Genomic DNA, 14557 nt, shown 5'->3' with positions numbered 1-14557 from the left:
ATATGACCAGATTCGTTCATCTGGTCATGCCTGCACGGTAGCCTCCACGCGCCGAGACCGTCAATGCGCCCGTGACCTGCCGGTTCGGAGCGGGGCGCGAGCTGTGGAACCTTCGACCACCACTGACGAAGCACCCTCGCGGGAGTCAGTCACTCTCGGTAGACATCGTCTACACAGAGCAACGCGCCCTCGCGGGACAAGCCGCTGCGGCACCGAGCGAACCCGCCACCCGGAGCCCCGCACGACAAGAGCGCCTCCGCCCGGCCGTGTCGAACGACACGGCCGGGCGGAGGCGCTCAGGGGAAAGCCGGGGTCAGCCGACCGTCACGTTCACCGACGCCTGAGACGGCGCCTGGAGGCTGGTGCCCGGGTACTTCGCGATCCACCTGCCGGTCGCACTCGCGGAGACCGACGTCGAGTAGGTGCCGTTCGAGCCCGTCGTCACCGTCTTCTTCAGGACCGGCTCCGCCGTGCCCGCGGGGTCGAACCAGATCTGCACGGACGTGTTCGGCGCCGGGCGGTCCTGGGCGCTGCCGCCGCTGACGAGCTGCACCTTGCGGACCCCACCGCTGAGGTTGATGGACTGCGGTCCGGGGACCGATGTCGCGGACGCGGTCACCGTGGTGGTGCTGGCCCGCTTGACCACGATCGTGGTGACCGTCGGGTCCTCGACCAGCACGTCGTGGATGCAGTTGCTGGTGCCGCCCTCGAGGCCGTCCCAGTCAGGCGCCGAGCAGGCCTTCATCTCGTCCCGGATGCCGATGTCGTACACACCTGCCGGGAGAGTCGGGTTGAAGGTCAGCGTCACATGGCTCGTGCCGATGCCGGAGTGCACCAGCTCGCGCTGCATCCGGTAGCCGTTGGGGTAGCTGCCCTCTCCGCGCTGGCTCTCGGCGCTGACCCAGCCGGAGGTCCCGCCGATGGTGAAGCCCAGGCTGCCGACGTCGACCCGGCGGCTCACGGGGGCCAGCCCCACCACGACGTCCTGCGTCATCAGGTGGTCGCCCGCGGTGTAGTCGCCCTGCGTCGCGCGGACCTGACCCTGCCGCAGCGTCGTGTTGCGCTCACGCTCCGCGGAGGTGATGGTCCACACCGCCCGCGCGCCCGTGTCGGTCTGCGCCATCTCGGCCCGCCACTTGCCGGACCCACCGGGCTTGTGCCGGCTCGTGAAGTAGCCGCGCGAGTCGGTCGTGAGCGTGGCCCGGAGCGCCTCCGGCGCGGAGCCCTCGGGGTCGAAGTACAGCTTGACCTCCTGGCCGGTGGCCGGCTCGTACTCGCCGGTACCGAGGCTCCTGATGTTGGCGGCGCCGTGGACCGAGATCGTCGAGCCCGCGGGTGCGCTCGCCGGCGAGGTCCAGATGAGCGGGATGTTCCGCTGCGCCCGGAAGGGCACCGAGACGGGGGTGTCCGTCTGGATCGGCACCTCGGTGACGCCGCTGGCCGTGGTGATCGCGACCCGGGCGGACAGGCTCACCTCGTAGATCCCCGGTGCGGCGTCGTCGGGCAGCGGGACAGTGGAGGTCCAGGCGTTCGCCGTCCCGGACGGGACGAACTGCTCACCGATGAGCTCCCGGCCGTCCGGGTCGACCATCGTGATCCGTCCCGACTTCATCGCCGCGGACGTCCCGTCGTGCGTGATGGTGAGCGTCCCGGTGATGGAACCGTTCACGGACGACCCCGGCGGCAGCGAGATCTTGGCCGTGACGGCCACGTTCTCCGCCCGCGCGGTCATCGTCGCGGTGCCCGACGGCCCGGGCGAGACCGTCGCCGTCGGCTCCGCGGACACGCTCGGCGCCACGGCGCCGGCCACCATCAGTGCTGCCCCGAGCGCCACACCCAGCGACACCCGCATCCTTGATCTCTTCACGCGCACGCCCCTCGTCCGGGGGACGCGGACGCGTCCCGCCCCAGCGGCATGTTCTCCCGGGCGACCAGGCCCGGCCACGGGAGGCGGTGATGCGACCGGGTGAAATTTTTCGCCCGGTCGGACCTACGCGACAGTTGCGACAATGGGTCGATGCATGCCGACGAACGAGGCGAGTCCACGGCGCAGCGCGCCGACCGGAACTGGAACGAGCTGCTCCAGGAGCTGCGCGTCATGCAGACCGGGGTGCAGATCCTGACGGGCTTCCTGCTGACGCTGCCGTTCCAGTCCCGCTTCTCCGATCTCGACGACTACCAGCGCATCGTCTACCTGATCCTGGTGATCACGTCGGTCGTCGCGACCGCGCTCATCGTGGCCCCGGTCAGCGTGCACCGGTCCCTGTTCCGCAAGCAGATGAAGCGGAACATCGTCACCCTGGCCGACCGGATCACCCGCGCGGCCCTCGGCGTGCTCGCCCTGGTCATGACCGGGGCCACCCTGCTCGTGTTCGACGTCGTGGTCGGGCGCACCGCCGGGATCGTCGCCGGGGCGAGCGTGCTCGTCGTGCTGGGCATCCTCTGGGTGGCCTTCCCGGAGGCGCTGCGGCGGCGCCGGTGATCAGAGCGTCTTGTGCCAGGCCACGATGCGGTCCACCGCCCGCGTCACGGTGTCGAGCGACGACGCGAACGACAGCCGCACCCAGTCCCGTCCGTGCTCGCCGTCGAAGTCCGTCCCGGGCGTGATGGCGACGTCGGCCTCCGCCAGGAGCCGGGCGCAGTACGTGACGGAGTCCAGGCCGAAGGCGGAGATGTTCCCGTACAGGTAGAAGGCACCGTCGGCGGGCGCGACGGGGCGCCAGCCCAGCTCGTCCAGCCGGTCGAGCAGCAGCGTGCGCGACGCCGCGTACCGGGCCACGTTCTCGGCCGCCGCAGCGTAGCCCTCCGGGGTGAACGCCGCGATACCGGCCTGCTGCGCCAGCGCGGGCGGGGAGAGCGCCACGTTGCCTGCGAGCGCGTCGACGGGCCCGACGAGCTCGTCGGGCAGCACGAGCCAGCCGAGCCGCCAGCCGGTCATGGCCCAGTACTTGGAGAACGAGTTCACGACGACGGCGCCCTGGCCGGTGAACGTGGCCGCCGTCGCCTGTGCCACCTCGTCCGAGTAGGCGATGCCGTGGTAGATCTCGTCGCTGATCAGGCGCACGTCGTGGTCGGCGCACCAGTCCGCGACCGCGCCCAGCTCGGCGGGCGTGATCATCGTGCCGGTCGGGTTGGCGGGCGAGGCGACCATGACGCCGTCGAGCCCGCCGCCGTAGTACGCCTCGTTCAGCTGCGAGACGGTGGGCTGGTAGCGCGTCTCGGGGCCGCAGTCGAGCTCCACCACCTCGCAGCCCAGCGCCGACAGGATGTTCTTGTACGCGGGGTAGCCGGGACGGGCGAGCGCTACCCGGTCGCCGACGTCGAACGCCGCGAGGAACGCGAGCACGAAGCCGCCGCTGGATCCCGTGGTGACGGCGATCCGCGCGGGGTCGACGTCGACGTCGTACCAGCGCCGGTAGTGGCCCGCGATCTCCGCCCGCAACGCGGGCACGCCCATCGCCTCTGTGTATCCCAGGTTGCCGTCACGGAGCAGGGCGATGGCCCGCTCCCGCACCACGTCGGACGCCCCGGTCGACGGCTCACCCGCGCACAGGTTGAGCACGTCCGCGCCGGTGGCACGGCGGGCGTTGGCGGCGGCGAGCACCTCCATGACGGCGAACGGGGGCACGTGGGACCGGCGGGAGACCTTCATGCCGCCCATCATCGCCCACTGCGCGGCCCGACGGCGGAACCAGGCGAGGCGCGGCTCACCAGCGCAGGCGGGCGAACGTCATGGACGCGCCGGCGTCGTCGAGCGTGGCCCAGGCGATGCGGTCGCCGTCGACCCCGACCGAGGCCCGCTCCCCCGGCACGGCGAACAGGCTCATCGATCCGCTGGTACCGGTGAGGACGTGCGCGGGTCCCTCTGCCGAGGACCATGCGACGGACTCGCCCGACACGTCCACCGCGTCCGCCGATGCGCCACCGCGCACCTGGTAGCCGGTGCGCTCCGCCACGTCGACGACGTAGAGGACGTCGCCCGAGGCGAACGCCAGCCGCCCGTCGTCGTACCCGACGGCGGACACGGACCCGTCGTCGAGCAACCCGTTCTCGATCGAGAGGAGCGGCGTCGCCGCACCCGGCTCGCCGGGCCGCGAGATCAGCTCGAAGACCGTGCTGGAGCCGCTCCCCGCGCCGAGAGCCGGGCCACCCGAGCCCTCGGCATACGCGACCACGGCGCCGTCCGGCGCGGAACCGACCGCGCAGACTCGGTCGCGGACGCCTGCCAGCGGGTGTGAGAGGTCGGTGACGGCGGCCCCGTGCAGGGTCTTGCGGCAGCCCGGGGCCGGGTTCGCCCGTGCGGTGGTCCACCAGACCGCCTCGCTCGACAGCGCGACCGCATCAGCCTCGGCGACCTCCAGCGCGGTCGAGTCGCTGACGGTCACGATGTCCCCGTCCTCGTCGAGCAACCGCAGCGCCCACGGGAGGGTTCCGGCGATCTGCGTGCTCGGTGTCTCGAACCAGGCGGCGCGATCCTCCTGCCGGACGAGGCCGACCCCCTGGGGCCAGCGGCCGTCGACCGGACCGGTGGTGGCGACGTCCGAGGTCCGCAACCCCTCCCCGACAGGAGCGATCGCACGCAGCGCCAGCGGTCCGGTGAGCTGATCGCCGTCGAACACCGCTGCGGAGTCGGACCAGCCGACCACGGTGCCGTCACCCAGCGTGGCGGCGTCCGCGACCATCCGGTCCCCTGCGATCTCGTGGTCCACCGCCACGTCGACGCACGGAGCGACCTCGTGCGCATCCGCGACCCGGATCACCCCGGCCACCGTGATCGATCCCCACTGCGCCGACATCTCGTCGACCGGTGTGGCACGCGCGGCCTCGTCGAGCGGCCCGTCGCAGACCGCGCCGTCCACCGGCTCGGGGAACGGCAGGTCCGACAGGCCTCCCCGGTCGAGCCCGAGCACGTGCCGCAGCCACTCGCTGCCGGGGAGCGCCACCGGCCCGACCCCAGGAATCTGCACCGGTCCCAGGAGCAGCAGCCCGAGCACCACCGCGAGCCCCCCGGCGGCGACGCCGCGCACCGTCCGCCGACGGCGGACGGCGGACCGGGCGGTCGACAGCACGTCGTGCGCGTCGACCTGGTACCCGGGGATCGCGTCGAGCGCCGACGCCGTGAGCAGCGAGCGCAGACGCCCCAGTCCACGGGCGTTCGCGGACTTCACCGAGCCCACCGAGATGCCGAGCTCGTCAGCGACCTGAGCCTCGGACAGATCGAGCAGGTGCCGTAGCACCACGACCCGCCGCTGCCCGGGCGGCAGCGCACGCAGCGCACGGGCCAGCTCGTCCCGGACCGCCACCCCGTGCGCGTGGTCGGGTGCGGGCTCGAGCGGCACGACGCCGTCGTCCGTGACGCCGGAGCGCCGGTCCTTGCGCCAGCCGTCGACCCGGAGGTTCAGCAGGATGCGCCGGGCATACGCCCGGGGTTCTCCGGTGCGTGCCTTGGACCACGCGCGGTAGGTGCGCTCGAAGGTGGCCTGGACCAGCTCCTCGGCCCGGTGGGCGTCGCCGGACAACAGGTATGCAGTCCGGTACAGGTACGGTCCCGCCGACGTCACGAACTCCACGAACTCGCCGTCGCGGTCGGGTGCCACCAGCACCCGGGCGCGCGCCGGGTCGACGACGGGCTGCTCGGCGCTCTCCACGTTCATACCGCCCACCACGGGCGAGACGCCGCCGAGGTTGCCTTGCCCTCGGACACGGCTGCGCGCTTCACCCGGAGCCTCCCCAGCCGCTTGTGAAAGTTGTAACATGATGCCATGGCGCCGGGATCGCGCGACGACGCAGACAACGACCCCATCCGCCGGGCCGCGCAGTACCGCGTGGACCGGGAGACGGCCGCGGAACGCGCCGCGCCCGAACCAGACGCTTCCGCCGAGAACGCACCGGAGAACGACGCACCGGAGAACGAGGCCCAGCGGCCCGGCAGCATGACATCCGAGGAGCGCGCCCGTTACGTCGACGTGGTCGTCGACCAGGCGATGCGGCGCGGCGAGTTCGACAACCTGCCCCTGCAGGGCAAGCCGATCCCGGGCCTGACCGGGACCCACGACCCGGACTGGTGGGTGAAGGGCCTGATCGAGCGGGAGAACATCACCGGCGTGCTGCCGGCGGCGCAGCTCCGCACGGAGAGCGCCGAGCTGGAGAACAGGCTGGACCTGGAGGTGATGGAGCAGCGCGTCCGGGAGATCGTCGCCGACTTCAACGCCCGCGTCGTCGACGCCCGCCGCCAGCTCCAGGGCGGTCCGCCCGTGGTCACGCCCACCCGCGATGTCGACGAGGAGGTCCGGAAGTGGGCGGAGCGGCGCGCGGCACGACGGGCGGCGCGCACGGAAGCGACTGCGGCGCCGCCACGTGACCCGACGTCGGGCGACAGGCCGTGGTGGAAGTTCTGGTGAGGACCGTCAGAACCCGTACGTGGTCACGATGACCACCGTGGTCGCCAGCCAGTAGGGCACGGAACCGAGCGCGAACCCGAGCCCCGCGGCCACGGCCATCCGGCCCCACGTCGCCCCGAACCTGCCGGACACCGCACCGGCGGCCATGGCGAGACAGCCGGCGATCGTCACGCCCTCCGCCGCTCCCTGCGAGATCAGCATCCCGAGGACGGCCGCGACGATCCCGACGACGACCTCGCCGCGGGCGAGGAACGGGCCGCCCCGGCGGGCCCGGTGGTGCGTCTCCTGGTGCGTTGTCATTGCGCATCGCCCCTCGTGCCCTGCTTCGGTGCGGGCACCTCCGTTCCAGGATCGCACCGGGGCCGTCAGGCCGCCAGGGCCGCGGGAACCTGGGCGTCAGCGCCCGGCGAGCACGTACCCGTCGAACCAGCGTCGCGTCTGGCGCCACACCTGCTCACGCACGGGTGCGGCCGACAGGGTCACGTCGTGCAGCGCGCCGTCGATCCGCACCAGCGTCACGAGCGAACCGACGTCGGGCACCCGCCGCGCGATGCCGATGACGTCCAGCACGGAGTCGGTGCTCCGCATGTCCTCGCTCCACCGCGTGGGCATCGAGCTCCGTGCGCTGAGCAGCACGAGCACGGGCACCTCGATGCCGAGGCCGCGAGCCACCTGATCCTGCCCACGGAAGATCGCGGCGAGCCAGGCCGGCGTCGGCGCCCACCCGGCGTCGGGGCGCCAGGCCACGTCGTAGTCCCACTCGCCGTCGAACCGCGCCGAGATGGACCGCGCGTACAGCCCGCGATCCAGGTTGACGAGCTGACTCCGGGGCACCAGCGCGGACTGCACCCGGATGCCGGGCTCCATGAGCTTGCGCACCGTCTCGCGCGGCTGGAACTCCAGCCAGGGCGAGTTCAGCACCAGGCCCGCGACCCGCTCCTGGTTGCGGGCCGTCCACAGGCTGACCGTCAGTCCGCCGGTGGAGTGCCCCATGAGCACGAGCTTGCGCTCGGGCTCGTCGGCCCGCCCGTGGCCCATGACGTCGAGCGCCGCCTCGATGTCCTCGTCGTACGTCGCCAGGCTGCGGATGTAGCCCGGGGTCTGGCCCTCCCGGATGCTGCGTCCGTAGCGCCGCAGGTCGAGGGCGTGGAACCGCACACCGAGCGACTCCCAGAAGTCCGCCAGGTGCACCTGGAAGAAGTAGTCGAGCCAGCCGTGCACGTACAGCACGTCGACGCCGGCGTCAGGCACCTCGGCCCGCGGCGCCCCGTCGCCCGACGGTTCGGGCGAGCCGTCGGGGTGCGCCCGTCCGCCGCCCCGCAGCCCGAGCCGCCGGCCGAGCTCCGACAGCTCCTCCCAGAGGCGCGCCACCTGGGGGTTGTCGGCGCCCACATGGCGCGAGCGGCGCGACCCGGCGTCGCCGGCCCGGTCGGGCTCCGGCCGCACGCGGCGGACCAGGGTCGCCACCACCTCCGGCTCGTCCTCGTCGGGCGACAGCGGCAGCGTGCGGCGCTCGAAGCCCGGCAGCACGTCGGGCTCCCACGCCGGCTGCGTCGTCGTCCCGTCGTCGGGACCGGGGGAGAGGCTCGTCATCTGACTGACGGTAACCGCAGGTGCGCCCACTCCGCCGGGTAGTCGTCGAGCCAGTCCGCCAGCGACCGCGCGCCGCGCCCCGCCAGGTGCCCGACGTCGGGGCTGACCCGCGCCAGCACACCCGCCTCGATCGCCTGGCACTGGGTGATCCAGTCCTCGACCTCGGCACTGGTGGACCGCGAGAAGAAGGAGCGGGCCTGCTCGACGGTCTGCGGCACGTACCGGACGGGCCGCCCGACGGCCGCCGAGAGCGTCGCGGCGATCTCGGCGAAGCTCATCGCCTCGGGTCCGGTCAGGTGATACGTACGCCCGGCGTGCCGGCCGGGGTCCTCGTCGAGCAGCACGGCGGTCGCGACGTCGGCCACGTCCTCGTGCGAGACGGAGGCGACCCGGCCGTCCCCCGCGGGCGCGCGGAGCACGGTGCCGCCCGGCGCACCGTACGACTCGTCGTGGACGGCGAACGTCAGGGTGCGGTGGAACATCGAGGTCCGCAGCAGCGTCCAGCGCAGGTCCGTGCCGCGCAGGTACTCCTCGGTGAGCCAGTCGTCGCGCGCGGCGGACGACACGGCGTCGGCCGCAGCACCCACCGACGACACGTAGACCACGTGCCGCACACCCGCCAGCACCGCGGCGTCGATGGCGGCGCGATGCTTGGCGAGCCGCCCGTGCCGTACCTGGCTCGGCACGAGGAACACGGCGTGCGCACCCTCGAACGCGCCGGTCAGAATCCTGGAGGCGGTCTCGGGGGCGGTCCCGGGCGAGAGATCGGCCGGGAGTGCCACGACCTCCGCCTCCGGCAGCGGCGCGCCGTCGGGCAGGCGGGGTGTGACGCCCCGGCCCGTGACGAGCAGACGCTGCTGACCGCCCGCCGCGGCCACGCGGAAGGCCAGCCTGGATCCGAGGCGGCCGTCGGCCCCGGTGAGCACGACGAGCCGGTCGGGAGACGCGGGCGTCATCCCCTCACGGTAATCGGCCCCCGCCACGTCGGCCGGGTGAACCGGTCGCGGTCAGGCGTCCGACCGGACGCCGAGCTCCGCCCGCACGAAGGCGACGACGCCGTCCGCCGCCGCCTCGATCTCGGCCAGGCACTCCTCGAAGTCGTCGGGACCGCCGTACCAGGGGTCGGCGATGTCCAGCCGGTTCTCCGGCAGCCCCGCGACGGCCGGGTCGAACGACCGGTACATGCGGACCACGGCGCCGTCCCCCCGTTCCAGGTCGCGCAGCACGTGCGCGTGCCGGGTGGTCATGGCGAGCACCAGGTCCCGCGAGCCGACGTCGGCCGCGGCCACCTGCCGGGCACGATGGCCGTCGCCCGTCGGGTAGCCGTGCTCGGCCAGGACGGCGCGGGCCCGCGGGTCGACCGGGTTGCCGTGCTCCTCGTCGCTCACGCCCGAGGAGTCGACCTCGACGGCGTCGCCCAGGCCGGCGGCCTCGAAGCGGTCGCGGAGCACGATCTCGGCCATAGGGGAGCGGCAGATGTTGCCCGTGCAGACGGTCATCACGCGGTAGGCGGTCACCCGGCGATTCTCCCTGACGAGGGCCGTGCCGGTCACGCCGCGCCGGGCCGGTGGCGCGGAGGCATGGGAAAGCCCGCGGGGCGACATCTGTCAGCCGTGCTGGACGAGGGCACGGCACCCGCGGGCTCCGGTGGTCGCGAGAGTTTCGCCACCATGTCCCGTTGCGCCTGACCGATCAGGAAAGCCCCGTGCTGAGCCCCCGGACCGGTGTCGGCGCGAAACGCTTGCGCGTCACGCGACTAGCGCGCGACCACCTCATGGGTCCGATGTGAAATCACTGCTCGGATCACCTCCCTTCTCATGTGCCCACGAACCTACGCCCCGCACAGGCGCTCGCACAGGTTTTTTCCTCGCGGCGAAATCGGTAGCCCCGAGCACCGGCCCCGGCGACGACTTTCGGCCGGCCGAACCGTCTGCCCTGCATGACGACCCTCACCGTCGACGCCTTCACGACGTCGGCCGACGGCACCCGGATCGCGTACGACCTGACCGGCCCCGTGCCCGGTGCGGCGCCCGCGGTCGTGGTGGTCGACGGCGTGCTCGCGCACCGCCTGCCCGTCACGCGCGCGGTGGCGGCCGAGCTCGAGGACAGGGTCACCACACTGCGGTACGACCGGAGGGGCCGGGGCGCGAGCGGGGACACGCCCCCGTACAGCGTGGACCGGGAGGTCGACGACATCGCCGCCCTGCTGGAGGTCACGGGCCCGGCGGCGCTCGTGGGCATCGCGTCGGGTGGGTTCCTCGCGCTGCGCGCCGCCGCCGACCTGGGCGCCGGCGTCACCGCGGTGCTCTGCCACGAACCCCCGTACGACGTCGCGAGCGGTGCGGCGCCCGTCGACCCGCGGATGATCGCCGGCGTCGAGGCCTGCGTCGAGGCGGGGGACCGCGGCAGCGCCGTCGAGCTGTTCCTCGACGTCGTGGGCATGCCCTGTCAGCTCGTACCGCGCATGCGGGCCTCGGCGTCGTGGGCAGACCTGGAGGCGATCGCACCGACCATCGCCTATGACGGCCGGGTGCTCGCCGGCATCGCGCTCGGCCGCCGGGCGCTGATGTGCCGCTGGCGTGAGATCGGCCAGCCGGCTCTCGTGGTGGACGGCACCGCGAGCGCCGCCGCGGTGACCACGGCGGCGGACTCGCTCGCGGGTGTGCTGCCGGCGGCACACCGGGTGACGCTGCCGGGGCACGGCGCCGACGTGCCTCCGACGGCGCTGGCGGAGGCGGTGTCGAGCCTGCTCAGAAGGGCCGGCGTGCCGTGACCAGGATGCGCGGGGCCTCGTCGACGAGCGCGTTGCCCGTGGCGAAGTGCATGTGCAGCGCGCGCAGCCCCGCCTCGTGCCGGGCGACGGCCGCCGGGGTGAGCTCGGCGAGCCCGGGCACCTGCCACGCCGCGGTGCGCAGGTACCAGAGCACGGACGACAGGTCGGTGAACGTGCGCGTGCCCGCGTACTCCTGGGCATCGACGATCTCCAGGCCGGAGGCGACGAGCCCGTCGGAGACGACGTCGACGGTGACGGCGTCCGGGTCCCAACCCAGCGGCACACCGAGGGCCTTGTTGAGGGCGATGCCGTCGCGCGTGTCCACCTGCTCGGTGAGGAAGGTCCCGCCCGGCTCCAGCACCCGGCCCACCTCCGCGGGGTCGATGGTGCTGAACCGGCTGAGGACCGCGCTGTACTGACCGTCGAAGAACGGCAGCAGCACGTCCCCCGTCCAGGAGGGCTCGGCACGGCGCACGTCCACGCCGAGCGGCTCCAGGCGGCGCCGGGCCGTGAGGAAGGCGGGCCCGGACTCCGTGGCGGCCGAACCCTTGGGCAGCGGGCCCAGGCCCGCGAAGAAGTCCCCGCTACCCGTGCCGATGTCCAGCACGGCACCCCGGGAACGGAGCACGAGGTCGCGGGCGAGGGTGGGGTAGTCCCAGCCGGGGGTGTCGACCGTGAGCCGGTCGCCGACGGGGGTCTCGTCGAGACCGCCGGTGAACAGCGCCGCGGGGTTCGACGGGGTCGCGGGAGCGTTGCGCGCCCATTCGATGTGATCCTCGAACGGCGCGTCCGGCGCCGGAGCTGGGGCGATCGAGACGTCAAGCATGGGGGAGATTGTGGCGCAAACTCGGAGCAACGGGCTAACACTGGTGCAATCACGACCGGAGGAGTCGATGTGATGGCGGAACCGTTGCCCGGAACAGGGCTCTCACCTGCGAAGAGACCGGATTCTCTCCGGGTGGTCGGCCTGATGTCCGGCACGTCGCACGACGCCGTCGACGCCGCAGCGTGCGAGCTACGCCTCGACGACGGCACGCTGGTGCTGACGCCGCTCGGCCATCTCTCCGTGCCATATCCTCCGGCGCTCCGGTCCGAGCTCGTCGCGACGCTGCCTCCGGCACCCACCACGCTCGAGGCGGTGTGCCGGCTCGACACCGGGATCGGGCAGGCGTTCGCGGACGTCGCGGTGCGTGCCGTGGCCGAGCTGTGCGGCGGGCGGGCCGACCTGGTGGTCTCGCACGGGCAGACCGTCTTCCACTGGGTGCAGGACGCCGCCGTGCGCGGCACGCTGCAGATCGGCGAGGCGGCCTGGATCGCCGAGGCGACAGGGCTGCCCGTCGCCTCCGGCTTGCGCACCCGCGACGTCGCCGCCGGCGGACAGGGCGCACCGCTGGTCGGCCTGTTCGACGCGCTGTGGCTCGCGGGGCGGCCCGGCTCGGCCGTGGCGCTCAACCTCGGCGGGATCGCGAACGTGACGGTACGGACGCCGGGCGGGGGAGCGCTCGCCTTCGACACCGGTCCCGCGTGCGCCCTGCTCGACGCCGCCACGCGGCACGTCACCGGCGGCCGGCTCGCCTTCGACGCCGACGGCGCGCTCGCCGCCCGCGGCCGCGTGCTCCCCGAGCTGCTGGCGCGCCTGCTCGACGAGCCGTACTACGCGCGGGCGGCCCCGAAGTCGACCGGCAAGGAGCTCTTCCACCTCGACTACCTGCTCGATCACCTGGGGCCGACGCCGCCGTCGGCCGAGGACCTGCTCGCCACCCTCGTGGCGCTGACCGCCCGCACGGTCGCGGACGCGATCCGGGACGGTGCCACCGAGGTCGTCGCGTCGGGCGGCGGCACGCGGAACCCCGTGCTCATGGCGGCGCTGCGGGAGGAGCTGCCCGGGGTGGCGGTCCGGACCTCGGACGAGCTGGGCGTGCCGAGCCAGGCCAAGGAGGCGCTGGCGTTCGCGGTGCTGGGCTGGCACACCTGGCACGGACTGCCCGGGGTGCTGCCAGGGGCGACGGGGGCGCGGCGGGCGAGCGTGCTGGGGTCGGTGACGCCGGGGGCCGGCGGAGGGTTTCCGCCCGGTGCGAGCAGTGGGGTGAGGCGGCCGGGACGACTGGAGGTCGCGCGTGGTGGCTGACCGGCACCCCGTCCACCGGGAACGGGACGGCCGGGGAGAAGTACCCATGACGTCTTTGAAAAGGGCCCCGGACATGACGAAGGCCCCGACTCAAAGAGCCGGGGCCTTCGTCACAACGTGCGCGAGGGGGGAGTTGAACCCCCACGCCCTTTCGGGCACACGGACCTGAACCGTGCGCGTCTGCCTATTCCGCCACTCGCGCGCTGCTGGATGAACGCTAGCACGTCCCGGACCCCACCTCCGAATCCAAATCCGGTGAAGTGGTTCACGTCCCGCCGCAGGTCTAGTAGCGTGCGGATCCGCCCACGCCTCTCCTCATCGCGCCACCTGAGGGAAGATCGGAGAAGATCCGCAGGACATCCACAGTATTGGAGTCTGCGGGCAGCTACCGGTCTATACGATCTAGGTAGTCTGCCCGGCGCAGACCCTGGAAGGAGGTGGCATGGGCGCCCTGGACCGCTTCGAGAAGAGCGTGGAGCGCATGATGAACAACGCGTTCGCCAAGGTGGGACGTGGCGAGGTGAAGCCAGTCGAACTGGCGAGCAGGCTGCGGCGCGAGCTGGACGACCGTGCCGCGGTCGTCGGACGTGACCGTACCGTCGCACCGAACGAGTTCACCATCGAGCTCGCCCCAGACGACTTCGCCCAGATCGAGGCATGGGGTGCACAGACCCTTGCCGACGAGCTCGCGTCCAACATCACGGCGTACGCCGCGACGCAGCACTACGCGTTCGTCGGCCCCGTGAGCGTCACGTTCGACGAGCAGTACGAGCTGGTGCCCGGCCGCTTCACCGTGCGGTCGCGCAGCGTGCAGGGGAGCGTCGCCCCGGCGACGTCCGGCGCGCCGACCGGACGGCACCCCCTGATCGACATCGACGGTCAGCGGTACCTGCTGACCGGGCCCGTCACCGTCATCGGCCGCGACGCCGAGGCGGACATCGTGGTGGACGACCCGGGTGTCTCCCGGCGCCACCTGGAGATCCGCGTGACACCCGACGGTGTCGTCGCGACCGACATGGGCTCCACCAACGGCCTGTACGTGGAGGGCCACCAGGTCCCGGCCGCGACCCTGCTCGACGGCAACACGATGACCATCGGCCGTACCCGCATCATGTTCTGGACCGGCAGTGCCTCCGGTGCGGACAACGAGGACTGGTGACTGACCCGACATGAGCGAGCTGACGTTCACCCTGCTCCGGCTGGGCTACCTGGTGCTGCTGTGGGTGTTCGTGCTCTCGGCCGTGGCCGTGCTGCGGCGCGACCTGGCCGGGCCACGCACCGCGAGCAGCAGGCGGCGCCGGCCCGAGCTCGCGGGCCCGGCCCCGTCGCCGGCCCCGGGTGGCGGGGCGCCCCGCGCCCCGCAGCGGGGTGGCCCGTCCCGGCTCGTCGTGGTGGCCGGCCCGCTCACGGGCACCACCATCCCGCTCACCTCGTCCGGCGTGCTGATCGGCCGGGCACCCAGCTGCACCCTCGTGCTGGACGACGACTACTCGTCGTCCCGTCACGCACGGATCTTCCCCCAGGGCGGACAGTGGTTCGTGGAGGACCTCGGCTCCACGAACGGCACCTACATCGGCGAGGAGCGGGTCCAGGGCATCGTCCCGCTCGCACCGGGTGTGGGCGTACAGATCGGACAGTCCGTCGTCGAGCTCCAGGGATGAC

14 protein-coding genes and 1 tRNA gene are annotated in these 14557 nt (G+C 72.9%); 6 read left to right on the top strand and 9 right to left on the bottom strand.

Annotated elements, in window-relative coordinates; genetic code table 11:
* Positions 1-313: 313 nt before the first annotated feature.
* Positions 314-1867 (bottom strand): hypothetical protein, encoded by a 1554-nt coding sequence (locus ACIG47_RS01160; RefSeq protein WP_397429272.1) that lies wholly within the window; start codon positions 1865-1867, stop codon positions 314-316.
* 150 nt (positions 1868-2017) lie between these two features.
* Between ACIG47_RS01160 and ACIG47_RS01155 the strand changes: the two genes are divergently transcribed.
* The gene (locus ACIG47_RS01155; protein ID WP_397429271.1) at positions 2018-2482 is read left to right on the top strand and encodes a DUF6328 family protein; all 465 of its coding nucleotides are present in this window, start codon (positions 2018-2020) and stop codon (positions 2480-2482) included.
* On the opposite strand, the gene ACIG47_RS01150 is transcribed toward ACIG47_RS01155, so the two are convergent.
* A complete protein-coding gene (locus ACIG47_RS01150) occupies positions 2483-3652 on the bottom strand; it encodes a pyridoxal phosphate-dependent aminotransferase (RefSeq protein ID WP_397429270.1) in 1170 nt (389 codons plus the stop codon).
* A 55-nt stretch (positions 3653-3707) separates the two neighbouring features.
* Positions 3708-5654: a SigE family RNA polymerase sigma factor gene (locus ACIG47_RS01145; RefSeq protein ID WP_397429269.1), complete on the bottom strand. Its 1947-nt coding sequence runs from the start codon at positions 5652-5654 to the stop codon at positions 3708-3710.
* 108 nt (positions 5655-5762) lie between these two features.
* Here ACIG47_RS01145 and ACIG47_RS01140 point away from each other — a divergent pair, with 108 nt between their 5' ends.
* Positions 5763-6401: a DUF1992 domain-containing protein gene (locus tag ACIG47_RS01140; protein WP_397429268.1), complete on the top strand. Its 639-nt coding sequence runs from the start codon at positions 5763-5765 to the stop codon at positions 6399-6401.
* 6 nt (positions 6402-6407) lie between these two features.
* Here the strand turns inward: ACIG47_RS01140 and ACIG47_RS01135 are convergent, their stop codons facing one another.
* The 4 genes from ACIG47_RS01135 to ACIG47_RS01120 all read right to left on the bottom strand — a co-directional run bounded on the left by ACIG47_RS01135 (position 6408) and on the right by ACIG47_RS01120 (position 9493).
* Positions 6408-6701, bottom strand: coding sequence for a hypothetical protein (locus tag ACIG47_RS01135; RefSeq protein ID WP_397429267.1), 294 nt, complete (start codon positions 6699-6701; stop codon positions 6408-6410).
* A gap of 96 nt (positions 6702-6797) precedes the next feature.
* The gene (locus ACIG47_RS01130; protein WP_397429266.1) at positions 6798-7994 is read right to left on the bottom strand and encodes an alpha/beta hydrolase; all 1197 of its coding nucleotides are present in this window, start codon (positions 7992-7994) and stop codon (positions 6798-6800) included.
* A complete protein-coding gene (locus tag ACIG47_RS01125; RefSeq protein WP_397429265.1) occupies positions 7991-8950 on the bottom strand; it encodes an NmrA family NAD(P)-binding protein in 960 nt (319 codons plus the stop codon). The genes ACIG47_RS01130 and ACIG47_RS01125 overlap by 4 nt, the downstream gene beginning before the upstream one ends.
* Positions 8951-9001: 51 nt before the next feature.
* Positions 9002-9493: a low molecular weight protein-tyrosine-phosphatase gene (locus tag ACIG47_RS01120; RefSeq protein ID WP_397429522.1), complete on the bottom strand. Its 492-nt coding sequence runs from the start codon at positions 9491-9493 to the stop codon at positions 9002-9004.
* Between the two features lie 440 nt (positions 9494-9933).
* Between ACIG47_RS01120 and ACIG47_RS01115 the strand changes: the two genes are divergently transcribed.
* A complete protein-coding gene (locus tag ACIG47_RS01115) occupies positions 9934-10767 on the top strand; it encodes an alpha/beta fold hydrolase (RefSeq protein WP_397429264.1) in 834 nt (277 codons plus the stop codon).
* On the opposite strand, the gene ACIG47_RS01110 is transcribed toward ACIG47_RS01115, so the two are convergent.
* A complete protein-coding gene (locus ACIG47_RS01110) occupies positions 10745-11593 on the bottom strand; it encodes a class I SAM-dependent methyltransferase (protein ID WP_397429263.1) in 849 nt (282 codons plus the stop codon). The genes ACIG47_RS01115 and ACIG47_RS01110 overlap by 23 nt on opposite strands.
* Positions 11594-11725: 132 nt before the next feature.
* On the opposite strand from ACIG47_RS01110, the gene ACIG47_RS01105 reads away from it, so the two are divergent.
* Complete coding sequence (locus tag ACIG47_RS01105) at positions 11726-12895, top strand: anhydro-N-acetylmuramic acid kinase (protein ID WP_397429262.1); 1170 nt, start codon at positions 11726-11728, stop codon at positions 12893-12895.
* 118 nt (positions 12896-13013) lie between these two features.
* Here the strand turns inward: ACIG47_RS01105 and ACIG47_RS01100 are convergent.
* Positions 13014-13097 (bottom strand) — tRNA-Leu (locus tag ACIG47_RS01100).
* A gap of 240 nt (positions 13098-13337) precedes the next feature.
* Between ACIG47_RS01100 and ACIG47_RS01095 the strand changes: the two genes are divergently transcribed.
* A complete protein-coding gene (locus ACIG47_RS01095) occupies positions 13338-14054 on the top strand; it encodes a DUF3662 and FHA domain-containing protein (protein ID WP_020017306.1) in 717 nt (238 codons plus the stop codon).
* Between the two features lie 10 nt (positions 14055-14064).
* On the top strand, positions 14065-14556 hold the full coding sequence (locus tag ACIG47_RS01090; protein ID WP_397412228.1) for an FHA domain-containing protein: 492 nt from the start codon (positions 14065-14067) through the stop codon (positions 14554-14556).
* The last annotated feature ends 1 nt before the right edge of the window (position 14557 follow it).

Origin of the sequence: Promicromonospora sp. NPDC052451 (assembly GCF_044547525.1) — a bacterium.
Classification (GTDB): Bacteria; Actinomycetota; Actinomycetes; order Actinomycetales; family Cellulomonadaceae; genus Promicromonospora.
This window is presented reverse-complemented; position numbering and strand designations above follow the sequence as displayed.

Bases quoted from the DNA above. Each gene is read 5' to 3' on its own strand.
- ACIG47_RS01155 (WP_397429271.1), top strand. From the start codon at position 2,018: ATGCATGCCGACGAACGAGGCGAGTCCACGGCGCAGCGCGCCGACCGG.
- ACIG47_RS01150 (WP_397429270.1), bottom strand. From the start codon at position 3,652: ATGAAGGTCTCCCGCCGGTCCCACGTGCCCCCGTTCGCCGTCATGGAG.
- ACIG47_RS01145 (WP_397429269.1), bottom strand. From the start codon at position 5,654: ATGAACGTGGAGAGCGCCGAGCAGCCCGTCGTCGACCCGGCGCGCGCC.
- ACIG47_RS01140 (WP_397429268.1), top strand. From the start codon at position 5,763: ATGGCGCCGGGATCGCGCGACGACGCAGACAACGACCCCATCCGCCGG.
- ACIG47_RS01135 (WP_397429267.1), bottom strand. From the start codon at position 6,701: ATGACAACGCACCAGGAGACGCACCACCGGGCCCGCCGGGGCGGCCCG.
- ACIG47_RS01130 (WP_397429266.1), bottom strand. From the start codon at position 7,994: ATGACGAGCCTCTCCCCCGGTCCCGACGACGGGACGACGACGCAGCCG.
- ACIG47_RS01125 (WP_397429265.1), bottom strand. From the start codon at position 8,950: ATGACGCCCGCGTCTCCCGACCGGCTCGTCGTGCTCACCGGGGCCGAC.
- ACIG47_RS01120 (WP_397429522.1), bottom strand. From the start codon at position 9,493: ATGACCGTCTGCACGGGCAACATCTGCCGCTCCCCTATGGCCGAGATC.
- ACIG47_RS01115 (WP_397429264.1), top strand. From the start codon at position 9,934: ATGACGACCCTCACCGTCGACGCCTTCACGACGTCGGCCGACGGCACC.
- ACIG47_RS01110 (WP_397429263.1), bottom strand. From the start codon at position 11,593: ATGCTTGACGTCTCGATCGCCCCAGCTCCGGCGCCGGACGCGCCGTTC.
- ACIG47_RS01095 (WP_020017306.1), top strand. From the start codon at position 13,338: ATGGGCGCCCTGGACCGCTTCGAGAAGAGCGTGGAGCGCATGATGAAC.
- ACIG47_RS01090 (WP_397412228.1), top strand. From the start codon at position 14,065: ATGAGCGAGCTGACGTTCACCCTGCTCCGGCTGGGCTACCTGGTGCTG.